The following is a 17,168-nucleotide window of genomic DNA, read 5'->3' as shown; positions in this document are numbered from 1 at the left end:
ACCGGTCGACGACGAACGCTTCGATGGAGTCAAACGGCATGGATGCCAACGCCCAACGCACCCACTCGGTCTGCGCCTCGCAATCACCTCAGTGGAATTTCGGCCCTTGGTCGACACGCCGCCATTCCATTTGGGCGTGCGGAGCCTCGTTCTTCATCGTCCTGATCGGCGTCTTAATGACGGCATCGGAATCAGATGCGGCGAATTATCGAACACAAAATTTTCTAGTCGAGGCACCGACGCCTCAACTCGCCAAATCGGTCGGCGACGCGGCGGAACGGTATCGCGACGATTTAGCGACCTACTGGACAGGATCAAAATTGCAGCCTTGGCCGGCACCGTGTCCGGTTCGAGTGGTCGCAGGGCCGAATCTCGCCGCCCAAGGCGTCACCACGTACAACCCTGCCCCGGTGCGTGACTTTCAAATGGAAGTCATCGGCACCCCTGAACGAATTCTCGACAGTGTGCTGCCTCACGAAGTCACGCACACCGTGCTGGCAACTTTCTTCGGCCGTCCGTTGCCACGTTGGGCCGACGAAGGAATTTGCACGACCGTCGAACACGTTTCCGAACGCACCAAGCACGAAGCCAAGCTGCGTGAGTTCTTGTCATCGCGTCGCGGCATCGCGATGAACCGTTTGTTCCTGTTGACGGAATATCCGGCGGACGTGTTGCCGATGTACGCTCAAGGCTATTCAGTCTGTCAATTCTTGATCGCCCAACAGGGGCCGAAAACGTTCATCGAGTTCCTCCAGGATTACATGCAGCGTCCGTCGTGGACCGCGAACGTGCAAAAACACTACGGATACGATTCGCTCGCAGAACTGCAAGAATACTGGCTCTCGTGGGTGGAAGCGGGCAGTGGTCCGGTCGCTCAGTTCGTCAAAGCGGACACGCGTGCTGCCGCCGCACCGGATGCCGCGGTCGCCTCTCTCGATACATCGACCCGCAACGCTTCTTCACGATCGCCTCGTCGATCGGCACCGGCAACGGCGCTTGCGGCAACGTCACGACCACCACGTGGACACGCCGCGGATCGGAATCGTAACCTCGTTGCCGCGAATGATCGTGGGCGTGTTAGTGAATCCGATTCTGGCAGCGGTTGGTATCATCGCCGCGCCGAGGGATTGGATTCGCCGCAAACCGAAATTGAAATGTTGCCGCCCGGTGACCGTGTCGCTGTGGCCACAGTCGACAATTCTGCAGTCGCACCGGAACAGGGACGCAGTTCGACCCCGACATGGGCACCCCCGTCGGTTCTCGCAAGCGGTCGCTATTCCGCGGCAACTCCTCAAGCCGAAACATCGGGATCGATACCGTCCAATCCTGCCGTGCTCGATTCACGCGTGATCGATCGAGCTCCGACTCGTTCGATTTGGCGATAGCCTCACGTCGGACGTTGCTTGGTTTCGCGTTCGCGGTTTTCCTTCTTACTCGTTTCGCACTCTTTCGGATCATGGTTGTGTCGTGACGGCGACCGTCGCCAGCGAACCGTTTCTCTTCACACCGGGCATGTCTGGCATTCCCTCCGGTGCAGGGAGTGGTGCGCCTTATCCGGGCGGAACACTAGGGCCAACCGATGGACTCGTCGATCAGGCGCGTCAAGAAATCTCACAGATCGTTCGTGAGGTTGCCGCGGCGCAGCGGAGCGACGGTGGGCGTGACAAGTACCTGCGGTTCTTGGCTGATCGCATCTTACGTGCCATGGCCGCTCACGGTGTCGTGGTTTGGATGTCGGTCGACGAGCAGACCGATCCGACGACGTCTGGCGAAAGTGGCCGCCCTTTTCACTACTGTGCCGAACACCGACTCGGCACTATTACCGATCATCATTTCGACGCAACGGCAACGGCGGTTCATGACCGGTTGCTGATTGAAGTCGCCGGGCAGAACGCTCCCGTGGTGGTGCCGCCCACGCCGGGGGCATCGGACGAAGACGTTCCTGCCAACCCCGCCGAGTATCCTGCCGCGATCGTTCCGGTCTTGGTGGATCCGGCGGCCGCATTGCCTGATTTCCTCATCGAGGTATTTCTCGAACCGGGAGGCAGTCCCGCGAGCCAGCGAGGTTCGCTGCGTTTTCTCGCACAAATGGGCGAGTTGGCGGGCGAGTTCTTGCGAGCCGATCAGTTGCGGTCACTTACCCGGCATCTCGGTGCGGTTAAAGAATGCAATGCGGTTATCGACCAAATGGGGCGTTTGACGTCGACGCGAGCGATCGAAGCGGCGTGGGTGGATGCGACCGCTCGCTTGATCCATTGCCCGCGGGTTGCGTTGGTCCGTGTGGATCGCGGACGGCCGCGGATCGTGGCGGTCAGTCATGTCGATCGGATTGACCAACACAGCGAAGCGGCGGATGCGATTCGCGGTGCGGCGGAAACGCCTTTGCGTAACCAAAAGTCGTTTGCGTTCGCATCCCTCGAGACCGAACGGCGTGGCGGCGCCGATCGACGTGAGTCGTCCTCGAATGCCCCTAAATCCGGAGTGAACTCTTCCCCGGTGGCTCCGCGATGGGTCGTCGCCCAACGCCCCGAATCACGCTGGCGATTGGTGTTGCTCGAACCCGTCGAAGAAGCCAGACAGCTCAAAGAGCCGATCCCCGAAGTCCGGATGATGCTCGAACGACTGCTCGTCGGCGGACATCAAGCTTGGATGGCCGCGCACCGAGTCGAAGCGATCCCGGGAGGACGTTTTTGGAATCGATTGTCAGCCACCGAAGATGATGAGATCGATTTTGCATCCGCTCGAGATGGAAAGCCCGGGCACGCCCGTGCGATCTATTCCGTCGCCCGTCGCCGCGCCGGTTTGATTACCGCGATCGCTCTGACAACGATCTTGTTGCTTTGTTTGCCGATCCCGTCTCTGATTCCCGCGACCGGTTTAATTCGCCCGCTCGAACTCGATACCTATCACGCGGTTACGGATGCGACGGTTGAAAAGTTGCACGTCTTTCACGGTCAAACGGTGTCGGCGGGCGATGTTCTCGCGACGTTGGTGTCGCGTGACCTTACCGAGCGGAAAACGACTTTGCTGGGACGCCGGGCCGTGTTGATGCAGCGACGTGATCAACTCAATCATGCCCTCGTCGCGTCTGGGAACATGACCAGTGGATCGGGCGAATTGCAAAGCGATCATGAAATCAGTGAAGAGATTGACGCGATCGATCAACAACTCGATTTGATCGCGGACAGTGAATCGGATTTGATCCTCCGTGCGCGTCGTGATGGGCGAGTGGACGCGTGGCGGTTGCAGGAACGTTTGGCGGGGCGGCCGCTCAAACGCGGCGACGCCGTGTTGAACGTGATCGCCGAAGACACGACTTGGGTTGTGGATGCAACGATCCCGCAACGACGCGTGGCGCGAGTTGACCAGGCGATCGCGGTCGACAGCCTCACCGCGGATGTCTCCACACGTTGGGCACCCGGCGATTCGCACTCCGCAACGCCTCATCGGTTTGGGCCTGTCGTGGCTGACCCTGTCGACGGGACGCCTGGCGTGATTCTGCGACTGACATTGTCGGCGGCTCCGACGCTGGGCGATCAACCGTTGACCGAAACGCCCGCGAGGGTAGCGATACATTGCGGTCAAACATCGCTCGGTTGGTTCCTGTTTGAAGACATCGCCAGTTGGGTACGAACCCGCATCGGAGTTTATCTATGAAATCACCACTTTGGTTTGCGTTGCTCGTCCTCGCGTTTTCGTTGGATTCGCGGGCCGAAGATGCGGTCGTGGTCGTGAGGGATGTCGTCGTTGAATTTGCCGGCAAGGTCGATGTGCCGGCGCGGCAGAGCGGTCCGGTCGCGGAACTCAACGCAAGACAAAATCAATGGGTGACGAAGGGGCAAACGATCGCAAAGCTCGACGACACTGCACTCGTGATCCGTCGACGGGCTGCGGCGCTGCGCTACGAGTCGGCTCGATTGATGCTGAACGACTACGTTGAAATCCAGTATGCGGAAACCGCTCTTGCCGAAGCACAAGCCGAACTCGATGACGGACAAGCGGCGAGTGATCGTGTCAGCGGAGCGGTCGCGCGAAACCAGTTGCGTCGGATGAAGCTGGCGACCGAACGGGCCGAATTGGAGTTGGCACGTGCACAGAAACAACGACGCCAAGACGAAATCGACATGCAGCTCCGGGCGGCGGATCTCGCGATGATCGATCACGAACTCAAACAGCTCGAATGCAACAGCCCGATCGATGGAATCGTTCTCAACGTGCATCGCGAGTTAGGCGAGTGGACTCATGCGGGCGAACCGCTCTTCACGATTGCCGATGCGGGCGTGTTGCATTTGCACGCACTCGTCGCCGCCGATCAACTCGATCCCGCACGGTGCGTTGGTTTGCCCGTGACGGTTCAGTGGTCGAGCGATTCGGAACGAACGATATCACGCCGGGGCACGGAGGGTGCTGCAACCCAACCGCGTTCGCAAAACTCCAATTCCCAAAACCAAAACTTCCTCCGTGGGCAGGTGATTTCGGTTGATCCGACGCGTTTGCCGGGGAACCGTTTTCGGTTGCATGCCGAAGTTGAGAATCGTCGCCAAGTTGTTAGTCAAGACAAACAGAATGATTCAGGGCGCGTCGCCGATGGATGGCAATTGTCTCCCGGTATGGATGTGACGATGCAGATCCATTGTTCCGATGCGGACATCGCGTGGAGAAACCAACGTGCCGCCGCGGGTCCGCTGCGATGACGGCCGCGCCGCTGCGCCGCGACCTGCAGGTTTCGCCACTGTCGGGGAATCGCGATTGTGTGATTGTTGACGATATCGGAGGGCGATTCGCGAGAGTCAAACGTTCGGTTTGGGAGCAGGTGCGCGGCCAGGCAATTGATGCAAACTCGCGGCCAACCGATGCGCAAACCCTCGGAGCAATTCCATCGGTCGCCGACGGTCCCCTCTGGCAACAGGCCGTCGACGCGGGATGGACAGAAAGTCGTCCAGTTCGTGCCGCGGGCGCCGCGTGGTCGTTACTCTCGATACGGATTCCGGTCGCGTCGATCGATCCCATCGCCCGATGTTTGGTCCGATGGAGTGATCTAGTTTTTGCTCCTCGAGCGATCTTGTTTTGGATCGCTGCCGCGATTGCGGGCCTGATCATGATCGTCGTGCGTTGGGAAAGTTGGGCCGGTTCGATCCCGACGCTGTCGGCGTATCTGCAATCGCTGGAACCACTGAGTGTGGCGGCGATTTTTATGATCACGAAATCCGTGCATGAGTTGGGCCACGCCACCGCCTGCCGACGATTGGGCTCCCGTTGCGGTGTTGCCGGGATATGGATGTTGTGTTTGATGCCGTGTCCGTATGTGGATGTGACCGAAGTGTGGCGGCAACCCAATGCGATGCGTCGCGCCGCGGTGATGGCATCCGGCATGATTGCTGAAGGGGTGTTGTGTGTGATTGCGATTTGGGCATGGATATTATCGGGGGCCGCCGAAGTGCAGTTGGCGGCAATGAATATTGTTTTGGTGTGTGGCGTCAGCACGATCTTGTTTAATGCAAACCCACTGATGCGATACGACGGCTACTTCATCCTGAGTGACCTCGTTGATAGTACTAACCTGAGAGGCGAAGCACGACGTGCGTGGCAGCGGTTTCTGATCGAACCGGTAACCCGTTGGCGATTCCTAGGCCGTCGTAGTTGGGCGATGCTCGCCTACCATGGTGCGTCAGCGGTGTACCGAATGACGCTAGTGATTGCGATCGCGGCAATGTTGCTCGGAATCGCCGACCGTTGGGGCGCCTGGCGGTTGGTCGCGTCCATCATGGCTTTGTCGGTCGTTCGTGCGATTGGTCGAAGATTAAAAGGCGGTTGGGCAATGTGGAACGGGGCTGGACGTTGGAACGCGGTGTCGACGCTGCGGCGCCGGGGACTCTTGTTGGCCGTGATTGCCTGTCTCATCGTTGGAATGTGCGCCCCGTTTCCACGGTATCGTCATGCCAACGGTGTGCTGCGTTGTGAAGACGCCCACAGTATCTATCTGCCCGCCGAAGGAACGGTCGAAGAAGTGACCGCGTATGTCGGGGATCAGGTTGTGCGAGGTCAACGACTAGCACGTGTCAGTGACCCCGAGCTGTCGCTCGAGATTGCGTCGACGCGGGGCCGTGCACGTGTGCTCGAACATCGTTCTCGCGCCGCACGACTGGCGTCACTTCAGTCTGATCGAAGTTTCGGTTCGGCGATGAATCAGAATCGACACGCGGCGCGATCACAGACGCATGCGCCGGAGTCGCAGTGGGATGTTCTCGACGCGGCGACGCGAGCGGTTGCGGCGAAACAGGACGAGCTGAATCGGCGAGAGCAGAAACTCGATGTGCTCGCGACCACGGACGGGGTGATTCTGCCCTCGGGTGATCTGCCGTTGACGCAGAAGGATCTGCACCAAAACCCGATTCACCTCTTTCCCGGTGTGGGGCAACCCGCGGACGATCGATACTCGTGGTGCCGAATCGCATCGTCGGATCGTTTGCAGCTATCCATGTCGATGGATGCAATTGACCAGCATGACGTGCAGGTCGGATGTAAGGTGCGGTTTCGTGTTCCAGGGCACGCGTCGACTGTGTTTGAGTCACGAATTTCTGCCGTCTCGCCGCTGCATGCGACCGATTCGACAGCGGACCCCGATTCGGCAAGCGAGAACAGCAACGAGATCGACCCGAGAGTTTATCAGGCCGTGTGTGATGTCCCCGAATCGATCGGAGTGTCCATCGATTCACTTCCGCGATGGGAAGGCGTCCGGTGCGAGGCGGTCGTGCACTTACCCCCACAACCTTTGTGGGAAGATCTGTGGCAGATGGCACGCGACCTATTTGGCGTGTAACGATCGGCGTCTCGCACTCCGCGATTCGTTCGCAGCGAGTGAACGGATTTGTACCGCCACGTACGGAATCAACGGGTTGATTTGGGTGGTAGGACTTCCGATGGTAATGCTGGCAGACGCGAACGTGAGTCGAAAAATCGAAGCAAGCGATTCGCATGCCGTGGGACCGAGACTATGCCGACGCCTCTTCCTGGTGAGTCCAGAGGCATCGGATTCGTTCGATCTTTCGCGAGATCGTCCGCTCAACGCAGTTCATCACTTGCGAGATTTCTTGGTTTGAATAGCCTTCAAATTTGAGCCATGCGATACGGCGTAAATTCGGGTCGGGCAAACGTTCCATGAGTTCCTGAATCGACTCGGCTGCCTTCATTGCCATCTCCGGTGACGGTTCGCTCCCGAGAACTTGTTCGAGACCTGGCTTAACGGTTTGGTCTGCGGAGATGAAAACGGATTCGCCTCGCACCCGGCCACTACCTCGTTTGGCTGCGCCTTGTCGGCGATACTGTGCGGAGATCTTTCGTGCCGAGATCACTGCGAGCAGTTTCCACAGGTCCGACGGATCATCCAACTGAGTGACACGGTCCTCTTCGATCGCTCGGAAGAGACTGTTGAATGAGCTGATCGCAATGTCTTCTTCATCGAATTCACGCAGACGCGAGCCACGCAATTTGTTGCGGGTCATCGCGACGAGCCTCGCAAAATACGCGTTCCAAATCTCTTGTTGAGTGCGGGGATCACCTTTTTTCAGGTTGGCGATCCACGTCGATAAATCTTCTTCCAATTCCATTGCAAACCTGGTCACACGTCTCGGTCGTCACGTTCTACGGGGGAAGCCTTGTCGGATCGGATTGATCGCGTTCTTTTCTCGCGTTCGGTCATGTCTCGCGCCCTGTTCGGGCGAGTAGTTCGTTTCAGCTTCATCCTAGGGTAGCCGAACTCAGCAAGAGTATCAGTTGGGCTGCCGATTGTCGGTTGTCCCGACGACATTCGCGATCACCCAAAGCGGATAGCTCGCGGTCTGCCGCTAAAACGCTTTGCGGATCGCGTGATCCTTCCGATCTCGTTCCAAGAATTAAAGCTGACAAACCTCTCGTGTGTAGACCTCAATCGATCGCCCCAAATATCGTTTGCCCCTGTGTGCCCCATGCGATCTCAAGGCATCGCCAAGTGACCGGTATGATAGAGTATTCTGGGAAGTGACGCCCCGGGGCAAATTCTGGGGGCGGTCGTCTCGATGGCTGACGCGGTAATCGTCGCCCTAGCGAGGCAAAATCGAGTGATGCGGCGTGACGACGATACGTTGTCAGAAATTGAAAAAAGAGAAAAAACGTGGCCAAGGGTAAACAATTGACGCCGGACGACTTGGCGACGGTCGATCAATTGTGTGACGAGTTCGAAATCGCTTGGCTGCTTTCGGGTGGACGTGAATCGTTGAATCAATGGGTTGAGAAAGCCCCCGCACCCTTGCGTTCGAAAATGTTCGCGGAGTTGTTGGCATTGGACGGTCAATTACGAACGCGGCAGAGCGAATCATCCTTCATGTGTTCGCTGTCCCGCATTTGCCTGTTCGACGTGGTGATGCCTGACCCGGATGAGTCGTCGTTTCTTGGCGAGGGAAGGTTAGCGTCCATCTCGACGGCTCGCCACGCGTTGATCGATTGCCCCACGTTCGCCGGGCTAACGAGAACGGTCGCAGAACGTCTTGAAGACTCCTTTACCGAGAGCCGTTTCGTCAAAGGCGATGCGGTGATGACCCAAGGTTCCCCGACGCAGGGGCTGTTTATCGTTTTGGCGGGGCAACTGGAAATACGGAAAGCATCGGCATCGGGAGAGTCCGCCGTGCTCGACCATTGCGGCCCCGGTAGCGTCGTCGGAGAGATGTCCCTATTAAGTGGAGAGACTTGTACCGCGACGGTGATCGCCACCGGCGAGGTGCAAACGCTCACGCTCAGTGCGGAATCGTTTGCAGAGTTGCGAGAAGAGTTTCCCGAAATTGAGATCGCGCTGAGTCAATTGGTCAGCGACCGGCTCGGACGCCGCGAAATCGATGCGTTGTGCGGACGCATTCTAGGTGGATACCGATTAATTCGATGTATCGGCCGAGGAGGTATGGGAGTGATCTATGAGTGCCACCCTGAGCATGAACCGCAACGCCGCGTCGCGTTAAAAATGCTCCGCCACCGTTTCGTTCATGACGCGGCAGTGGTCGACCTCTTCCATCGCGAGTCAGAAGTCTTGCAGAATCTACGGCACCGCAATGTTGTCGAAGTTTATGATTCCTTTGTTGACGTACGCACGCGTTTCTTCGTTCTCGAACTGTTCGACGGCACGGACCTGCGTCAGGTGCTTCGGCAACATGGACGTTTAGCAGAGCCGACGGTGCGTCGATTGATCGGGCAAATCGCGGCCGGACTGTGTCACGCGCACTCGCAGAATGTTGTGCACCTCGATATCAAACCCGAGAACGTGTTGCTCGACCGAACCGGGCGAGCAGCGTTGGCTGATTTTGGGCTGTGCCAAGATTTGGACCAGGATCAGGCGGATCTTTACATTAAGGGGACACCCGCATACATGGCACCCGAGCAATTGTGCGGCGATGCGGTTACCCCGAGTTCGGATTGGTACGCGTTGGGTTGCGTGATGGCAGAGTTAGCCACCGGGCGAAGATTGTTTCAAGACCGTGATCCCGTCAATCTGCTCGAACTCAAACGGGCGACCGTTCCGTCGGCGGATTGGCCAGCGTTGAACGTCTCCGAGGAACTTCGAGACGTTCTCTCAGGCTTAATTCACCCGGACCCGGCCTGTCGCCACTGGAATGCCGATCAATTGTGCGCGTGGGCGGATGTTACGCCTGAGTTGACCGCTGAAATTGCGAGCAAAGACGACTCGGACGCAACATCGACATGAATGCTCCCTTTTTGACCGCTCAATGGCGCCGGCTCGTGATGTTGAATTTCGAGATCAATCCCGACGCACTCCGCGAATTCATTCCAAACGGAACGGAATTGGACTTTTGGGAGGGCAAGACATTCGTCAGCCTGGTTGCGTTCCAATTTTTGCATACGAAGGTACTGGGGATTCCGATCCCGTTTCATCGCAACTTCGACGAAGTCAATTTGCGGTTCTACGTACGCCATCGAGCCGGCAGTGAATGGCGACGCGGCGTTGTGTTTGTGCGAGAGGTTGTGCCACGGTTCGCGATCGCGGCGGTGGCAAGATGGATCTACAAAGAGAACTACGTTTCATTGCCGATGCGATCGACGCTCATGAGTCCGACACCCCAGTCCAACGGACAGGCGACCTACGGATGGCGACACTCTGGTCGCTGGTTAACGATCGGAGCTGAATACACCGGAGATCCGTTTTATCCTGATTCCGGATCCCAAGAAGAATTCATCACCGAACATTACTGGGGCTACTCGTCAAAGCAAAACCGCGGCACGATCGAATACCAAGTCGAACATCCCCAGTGGCGAGTCTGGGAAGCGACGAAGATCAACCTCGACGGCGATTTCGCAGGTTTTTACGGAGAGCAATTCGCCGCCCCTCTCTCCTCACCCCCGTGCTCCGCCTTCGTCGCCGAAGGCTCACCCGTCACCGTAAGACAGGGCCAGCGAATTTCGTAATTGCACGGCCCTGTACTTAGGCGAGCTTTTGGGATGAACTCCGGTTCCAAACACCCTGCCCCTCGTTGGCAAACGCCGAGTCTTCGTTCTTAGAACCGACCCGCATTGGATTGACGTACGAGCAAGTGAGATTCAACGCAGACTTTTCACTTGTTTGTACTCACGTTCATCAATGACGTCCTCTGGCCGACCTCGATGTCCCTCCAAAATGCCGTGTTCGCAACACCGCGAAAAAATAAGCAAAGAGAAACCGCATATGTCTGAGTCATCGCGCCGTTCGGATCGAAAATCTTCGTCTGATTCTGGTCAAACGCCCGTGATGCCTGCGGTGGATGAGCGGATGCCGTTGTCGATGGCTTCGACGCCTCATCCGTCGGTTTGGGATATGGAGGAATTACTGAAACAGTGTGAGTTCCGAACGCAGTCACGCAGCGGTCCGGGCGGCCAGCATCGCAATCGAACCGCTTCGGGGGTATTCGTTACATACCGGCCGGCCGAGATCACGGCGGAGGCGACCGAGGAGCGGAATCAGCATCGCAACCGAGACGTCGCGATTCGCAGGCTGCGGTACGTGTTGGCGGTGAGTTTGCGGACGCCGTCTCCGTTGGCGGACGCTGCGGTCGCCGATTCGCAGGAGCAGGCCGTTCGCGACCGTTTTCGTGGTTCGCCGCTGAAAATGGCGGAACAGAATGACGCGAAACCCGCGGTGATCGCTCTTTTGCTCAATGATTTGCACGTCGCGGGCGGGCAGCCGAGTCTGGTGGCACCGTTTTGGAAGGTTTCGACCAGCCGAATTGCCGCGTGTTTGCGGTCGCACCACCCCGCGATGACGCTCGTCAATCGCATCCGCCAACACCACGGCCGCGGTCCACTGAAATAAGCGACGAAATTGCCGGTGGAGCTCTGAGGTACTGGGACTGCGAAATCTTGCTGACTTTCGTTAAGTTGTGCGGTTTCTGACTCTGTCCCATTCTCGAAACCGATCCTTCTGCCGATGCTCGATCGCAAATTTATTCTGCAAAACCCCGAAGTCGTGTCCGAAAACTCGGCCCGGCGTGGGGTTTCTGTCGACGTTCAATCCATCTGCGAACTCGAATCGCAACGCCTCGCGGCGCTGAAACGGTCGCAGGAATTCAACACCCAGGCGAACGAAACGAGCAAGCGAATCGCCGGTGCGAAGGACAACGAGGAACGCCAAAAACTGATCGCCGAAGGACGTGCGCTGCGTGACCAAAAAGACGCGGCCGCCGCGGAACAGAGCGAACTCGAGGCGAAAATCCTCGAATTGCAGTCCGTTTTGCCGAACCTCACCCATCCAGCGGTTCCCGATGGCGGGGAAGAAGATGCCAACGAATTGGGGTTTGGCAAAACCGAAAAGCCGAGCTTCGATTTCAAACCGATCGACCATTTAGCGATCGGTGAGAAGCACGACATGTTTGATTTCGAAGGCGGTGCTCGCGTTGCCGGATCGGGCTTCTATTTCCTTCGAAACGCGGCCGTGCGTTTGGATTTGGCGTTACAACAGTTCGCAGTCAGCTTCCTTAGCGATCGTGGGTTCACTCCGGTTGCCACACCGGATTTGGCCCTGACGAGCGTGTTGCAGGGGACCGGGTTCAACCCTCGTGGCCCTGAGACTCAGATTTACAGCATCGAGAACACCGAGCTGAACCTCGTCGCCACCGCGGAAATCACGCTCGGCGGGATGCTCAGCGGACAAATTCTCGAGAGCGAAAAGTTGCCGCTGAAACTGTGCGGGCTTAGTCACTGTTTCCGGACCGAAGCCGGAGCGGCGGGCCGAGCGTCACGCGGCCTGTATCGGGTGCATCAATTCACCAAAATCGAGATGTTCGCATTCACATTGCCTGAACAGAGCGACGCGATTCACGAAGAGATGCGTGAACTCGAATGCGAACTTTTTGACGCGTTGGAAGTCCCTTACCGGATCGTTGACACCGCGGCAGGTGATCTCGGCGGCCCAGCGTATCGCAAATACGATCTTGAGGCGTGGATGCCCGGCCGCGGTGATGGCGGTGAGTGGGGCGAAGTCACCAGCACGAGTAATTGCACCGACTACCAGGCTCGGCGATTGGACGTTCGTTACAAAACAGCCGGTCAAAAAGGGACACAGTACGTTCACACACTCAACGGTACCGCGGTCGCGACCGGCCGTGCGATGATCGCGATCCTGGAAAATCACCAACGTGCCGATGGGTCGGTCGGCGTGCCGAAAGTGCTGCAGCCTTGGGTTGGGAAAGAGGTTCTCGAACCGATCGCATGACCGATCGGTTTGGGGCACTCGTTGCTGCGAGTGACCAACGAACGCACGATCGCGGTCGGTAACAGGTACCACCATGCTCCTCGTTCTAGGAGCCTCCATTGATAACAAAATTCAACACATCACCATTGCAATTGAACCAATATGAAGACTGACGAATTACGCGAAAAGTATCTTGAGTTCTTTGAAACCAAAGGCTGTGTTCGCCAACCCAGTGATGTGTTGGTGCCGGCATGGGATCCGTCGGTGTTGTTCACACCGGCGGGGATGAACCAGTTCAAAGATCACTTTCTCGGTAAAGTGAAGCTGGACTTTACGCGTGCCACGACGTGCCAGAAATGCCTGCGAACCGGAGACATTGACAATGTCGGTCGGACGGCGTTCCACCACACGTTTTTTGAAATGCTCGGTAACTTCAGCTTCGGTGACTACTTCAAGCCGGAGGCGATTGCCTGGGCGTGGGAATTTCTCACCGATAAGAAATGGTTGGGGATCGAACCGGGCCGTCTGAACGTGACGGTTTACAAAGACGACGACGAAGCGTTCAAGATTTGGAACGAAACGATCGGTCTTCCGACGTCGCGTATCACTCGAATGGACGAAGACGAGAACTTCTGGCCGGCGTCGGCGCCGAGTGAAGGTCCCGATGGAGTGTGTGGACCGTGCAGCGAAATTTATTACCAACTCGATGACGGCAGCGACGTCGAAATTTGGAACTTGGTGTTCACCCAGTTCAATCGTGTCGGAACGCCACCGAACAACCTGCATCCGTTGCCGAGCAAGAACATCGATACGGGGATGGGACTCGAGCGGACAGCCAGCGTTCTGCAAGGCGTGCCGACGAACTTCCACATCGACAGTTTGCTTCCGATCGTGCACGCTGCGGCGGAAGTCTGTGGCGTCAAATACGAGTACGAAGGCGACAACGGTCGGCGTCTCCGCCGGATCACTGATCACGCTCGCGCGGCGGTCTTTTCGATTCATGAAAACGTTTATCCCGGACCCAAGGACGCTCGGTCGGTCATCCGTCGTCTCATCCGTCGCGCCGTTCTCGACGGGTATCAGATGAACCTGCGTGAACCGTTCTTGTATCAACTCACCAGCGCGGTCGCCGAAGCATCCAAGGCTGCATATCCCGAACTGAGTCAAACGACCCAGCGGGTTGGGGAAGCGATTGAGGCCGAAGAACGTGCGTTTTTTGCGACGATTGATGGCGGTATGAAAAGGATCAGCCATCTTTTCGAGGACATGCAAGCCGAGTCGTCGGTGATGGTGCCGGGCGCCGAAGCGGCGGACCTTTTGACTACCTATGGCGTGCCTCCGGAGTTGGTACAGACGCTCGCTGCCGAGCAAAACTTTACGTTCGATTGGGTTGGTTTCCGCGAGGCGATGGAAAAACACGCCGGCGATAGCGATGGCGGGCAACGTGTCTTGTTCCAAACCGGTCCGCTCGAAACACTGAAGGAAGCTCTTCGCGAGACCCCTTTCGTCGGCTACGAATCGACCGAGGCGGAAGCCACGGTGAAGGGCATCATCACGGGCGACGGGAAAGAAAAAGGCGATGAGGGGCAGTTGCTTTCACACCTGGATCGTCCGGGTGACGCGAGCCTGCGAATCGTCCTGGATCACTCGCCATTTTACGGAGAGTCCGGCGGACAGGTCGGCGACACCGGCGTCATCGAGAATGAAAACTTCCGCTTTGAGGTTCTCGACACGCAGCGGCACGCTTCGTTGATCGTGCACCACGGCAAATTGGTCAGTGGGAAGATCACCGAAGGCGAAGCCTGCACCGCCAAAGTGGACGTCGAAAATCGAACGGCCCTAGCCCGTGCTCACTCGGCCACTCACGTTTTGCATCATGCGTTGCACACACACGTCGGCCGCCACGCCGAACAGCAGGGCAGTAAAGTCGAACCGGACCGCTTGCGTTTTGACTTTACCAACCCGAAAGCGATCCCGGACGAAACTCTGGTCGAGATCGAGAAGGATGTTTTGAAACTCGTCAAAAAGAGTGAGCCGATCCGTTGGGACACCGTCTCGCTCGATCAAGCACGCAAGGCCGGTGCGATGATGCTATTCGGCGAGAAGTATCCCGATCCATGCCGGATGGTCTCGATGGGAGAATTCAGTCGTGAACTGTGCGGCGGGACTCACCTGACCAACACCGCCGATATCGGTGCGTTCGAGGTTGTCGTCGAAGAAAGTGTGTCCACGGGCACGCGTCGAATTCAAGCATTAACGGGTGACCGTGCGAAACAGCATCGTGAGCAGACGTTGCATTTGCTCGACCAAGTTGCCGAACGCTTGGGGTGCAAACCCGCCTACGCCGCCGCGGCGACGGAGGCATTGATGGAAAACGTCCGAACGTTGAAGAAAGAATTGTCCGCAGGCAAAGCGGTCGAGCATTCCGACGAGTTTCAGTTTGACCCGGCCGCCGCCAAAGCGACTCCAACAGACACGTCGGATTACAACGCCGTCCGCTCCGCAGTGCGTGCGTTGACCCGGCGGCTTAACGTGGCGATCGATGACGTCATCGACCGGCTCGATTCGTTGCTAACCGATCGCAGTCGTCTGGTCGCTCAACTGAAAGAGGTTTCCGAAGGCGGCACGGTATCGGCCGACGATTTGATCGAGTCCGGTACGACGGTGGGCGATACGTTGCTCGTCGTTGCAGAGACCCCCGGTGCCAACCCAAATTTGATGCGAGGATGGATTGACCAAATTCGCAAGAAGAGCAAAGGTCCAACGGCCGTGTTGTTAGGCTCCGCTCAAGGCGATAAGGTCGTTTTGGTGGGCGGTTTGAGTCGTGATCTTGTTGATCGCGGCCTCAAAGCGGGAGCTTGGGTCGGTGCCGCGGCAAAGGTTGTCGGCGGTGGCGGTGGCGGTCGACCCGACATGGCGCAGGCCGGCGGTAAGGATCCCGCAAAGCTTCCTGAAGCGATCGAGCAGGCTCGCAAGAGCATGACCGAGCAGCTAGAAAAGTCGACCGCATAGCGTCGGTCGTCCTTGGGGCCGGTCTCCGGTCTCGGAGGCCGTTTGGCAGGGAGGCCGGTAAAGCCGGCAGGAGTGTATCAGGGCGTGAGGAAACCGGGGCTGCCGTAATCCTGAGCCTTGCCTGATGACGCTTGTTCTAAACGCGGTATCAAACAACGCGGTATCAAACAACGCGGTATCGAACAGTGCGGTATCAGTGCCGCGTTCCTGCGTCCGTTTTAACAGTCCGTGACTCGGCGTGGACGCTGGGCCGCGACCGCTCGTCGAGCCGGTTGTGGTGGGTGGGGTTCATCAACGCGTCGCGGTGGTGTTGCGTGCACGGGAGCCGCCGTGCTGGCCTGCTTCGCCGCGTGGGGGACGCCTGCGGCGGCATCGAGGTCACCGAGGTATTCTTCACGCACCTTCGGATGCCGTTTGACTTCATCGGGCGTTCCGTCGATCAACACTTGGCCTTGGTAGATCACGTAACACCGGTCGACGGTGGTTAGGATTTCACGAGCCGCGTGGTCCGTGATCAGCACGCTGATTCCGGAATCTCGCAGTTGGGTGATCACACCTTGAATCGATTGGACAGTTACCGGGTCGATCCCGGCGAACGGTTCGTCGAGCATGACGATTTGGGGATCCGAAACGAGGCAACGTGCGATTTCGAGTCGTCGCCGTTCCCCACCGCTCAATCCGGCCGCGGGGCTTTTGCGAATGTGCGTGATGTTGAACTCTTCGAGGAGTTCGTCTGTGCGTTCTTTACGTCGCTTGCGGTCGAAGCCGAGCAGTTCGAGCAGGGCTGAGATGTTTTGTTCGACGGTCAGCTTTTTGAAAACGCTGGGTTCTTGCGGCAGATAGCCCATGTTCCCGTCGCGTGCTCTTCGGAACATCGGCCAATCGGTGACGTCCTGGCCACCAAGATAGACTCGGCCTCGGTCGGGCTGCACCAACCCGCAGATCATTCGAAAACTGGTCGATTTTCCCGCCCCGTTGGGACCGAGCAATCCGACGATCTCAGCTTCTCCGACACTAAGGTTGACGCCATCGACGACCCGGCGACGTCCGTAGGTCTTTTGCAGACCGACGGCCTCGAGGATGGGTTCTCGTTCGGCGAACTCTTCTCGGCCGTTGCTGGGCAAGGTGGCGGAATCGAAATCGTCAGACATAGTAGGCCGGCATCTTGGGATGCGGGAAAGGAACTTGGATGGTTCGGTAACAATCGCAAAATCCGGCCGCCAGCACAATCTCGACCTGAGAATCAGGGGGGTGCATGACCGGGTTTGCAGCTTGAATTGGGGTCGGCTTAGAATCTCCGGTGATTTACAATCTCGAGCGCACAGCCGGGGGAGCTAGGAATTTTGGGTAACTCTTTGAAGGATATTTGCCATGGAATCGGCACCGAACCAACCGACCGCTGAAGATATTGCTGACCTCGTCGTGAAACGACTTGTCGAAGGTGGCGGGATTC

At 57.8% G+C, this 17,168-nt stretch carries 11 protein-coding genes; 9 read left to right on the top strand and 2 right to left on the bottom strand.

Annotated elements, in window-relative coordinates; genetic code table 11:
• The first annotated feature begins 176 nt into the window (after positions 1-176).
• From FHS27_RS21485 to FHS27_RS21470, 4 genes are all read left to right on the top strand, one after another.
• A complete protein-coding gene (locus FHS27_RS21485) occupies positions 177-1,385 on the top strand; it encodes a hypothetical protein (protein ID WP_315854654.1) in 1,209 nt (402 codons plus the stop codon).
• 82 nt (positions 1,386-1,467) lie between these two features.
• Positions 1,468-3,657: a biotin/lipoyl-binding protein gene (locus tag FHS27_RS21480; RefSeq protein ID WP_184306900.1), complete on the top strand. Its 2,190-nt coding sequence runs from the start codon at positions 1,468-1,470 to the stop codon at positions 3,655-3,657.
• Positions 3,654-4,694 (top strand): HlyD family secretion protein, encoded by a 1,041-nt coding sequence (locus tag FHS27_RS21475; protein WP_184306899.1) that lies wholly within the window; start codon positions 3,654-3,656, stop codon positions 4,692-4,694. Before FHS27_RS21480 ends, FHS27_RS21475 begins: the two co-directional genes overlap by 4 nt.
• Positions 4,691-6,820 (top strand): peptidase M50, encoded by a 2,130-nt coding sequence (locus FHS27_RS21470; protein WP_184306897.1) that lies wholly within the window; start codon positions 4,691-4,693, stop codon positions 6,818-6,820. Before FHS27_RS21475 ends, FHS27_RS21470 begins: the two co-directional genes overlap by 4 nt.
• A gap of 172 nt (positions 6,821-6,992) precedes the next feature.
• Here the strand turns inward: FHS27_RS21470 and FHS27_RS21465 are convergent, their stop codons facing one another.
• Complete coding sequence (locus FHS27_RS21465; RefSeq protein WP_009097556.1) at positions 6,993-7,607, bottom strand: ECF-type sigma factor; 615 nt, start codon at positions 7,605-7,607, stop codon at positions 6,993-6,995.
• A gap of 542 nt (positions 7,608-8,149) precedes the next feature.
• Here FHS27_RS21465 and FHS27_RS21460 point away from each other — a divergent pair.
• The 5 genes from FHS27_RS21460 (at position 8,150) to alaS (ending at position 15,715) form a co-directional block, all read left to right on the top strand.
• Positions 8,150-9,727 carry a protein kinase domain-containing protein gene (locus FHS27_RS21460; RefSeq protein ID WP_184306895.1) on the top strand — a complete coding sequence of 526 codons (1,578 nt, stop codon included), beginning with the start codon at positions 8,150-8,152 and terminating at the stop codon, positions 9,725-9,727.
• Complete coding sequence (locus tag FHS27_RS21455; protein ID WP_184306894.1) at positions 9,724-10,446, top strand: YqjF family protein; 723 nt, start codon at positions 9,724-9,726, stop codon at positions 10,444-10,446. Before FHS27_RS21460 ends, FHS27_RS21455 begins: the two co-directional genes overlap by 4 nt.
• Before the next feature lie 256 nt (positions 10,447-10,702).
• Positions 10,703-11,326, top strand: a complete 624-nt coding sequence (locus tag FHS27_RS21450; RefSeq protein WP_184306893.1) for a peptide chain release factor family protein — start codon at positions 10,703-10,705, stop codon at positions 11,324-11,326.
• A gap of 114 nt (positions 11,327-11,440) precedes the next feature.
• Positions 11,441-12,724, top strand: coding sequence for a serine--tRNA ligase (serS, locus tag FHS27_RS21445; protein WP_184306892.1), 1,284 nt, complete (start codon positions 11,441-11,443; stop codon positions 12,722-12,724).
• A gap of 141 nt (positions 12,725-12,865) precedes the next feature.
• A complete protein-coding gene (gene alaS / locus FHS27_RS21440) occupies positions 12,866-15,715 on the top strand; it encodes an alanine--tRNA ligase (protein ID WP_184306891.1) in 2,850 nt (949 codons plus the stop codon).
• 218 nt (positions 15,716-15,933) lie between these two features.
• Here the strand turns inward: alaS and lptB are convergent, their stop codons facing one another.
• Entirely contained in the window at positions 15,934-16,866 is a 933-nt protein-coding gene (gene lptB / locus FHS27_RS21435; RefSeq protein ID WP_184306890.1) for an LPS export ABC transporter ATP-binding protein, read from the bottom strand.
• Between the last annotated feature and the right edge of the window lie 302 nt (positions 16,867-17,168).

The sequence above is a fragment of the Aporhodopirellula rubra genome (genome assembly GCF_014192335.1).
Lineage (GTDB): Bacteria > Planctomycetota > Planctomycetia > Pirellulales > Pirellulaceae > Rhodopirellula > Rhodopirellula rubra.
This window is presented reverse-complemented; position numbering and strand designations above follow the sequence as displayed.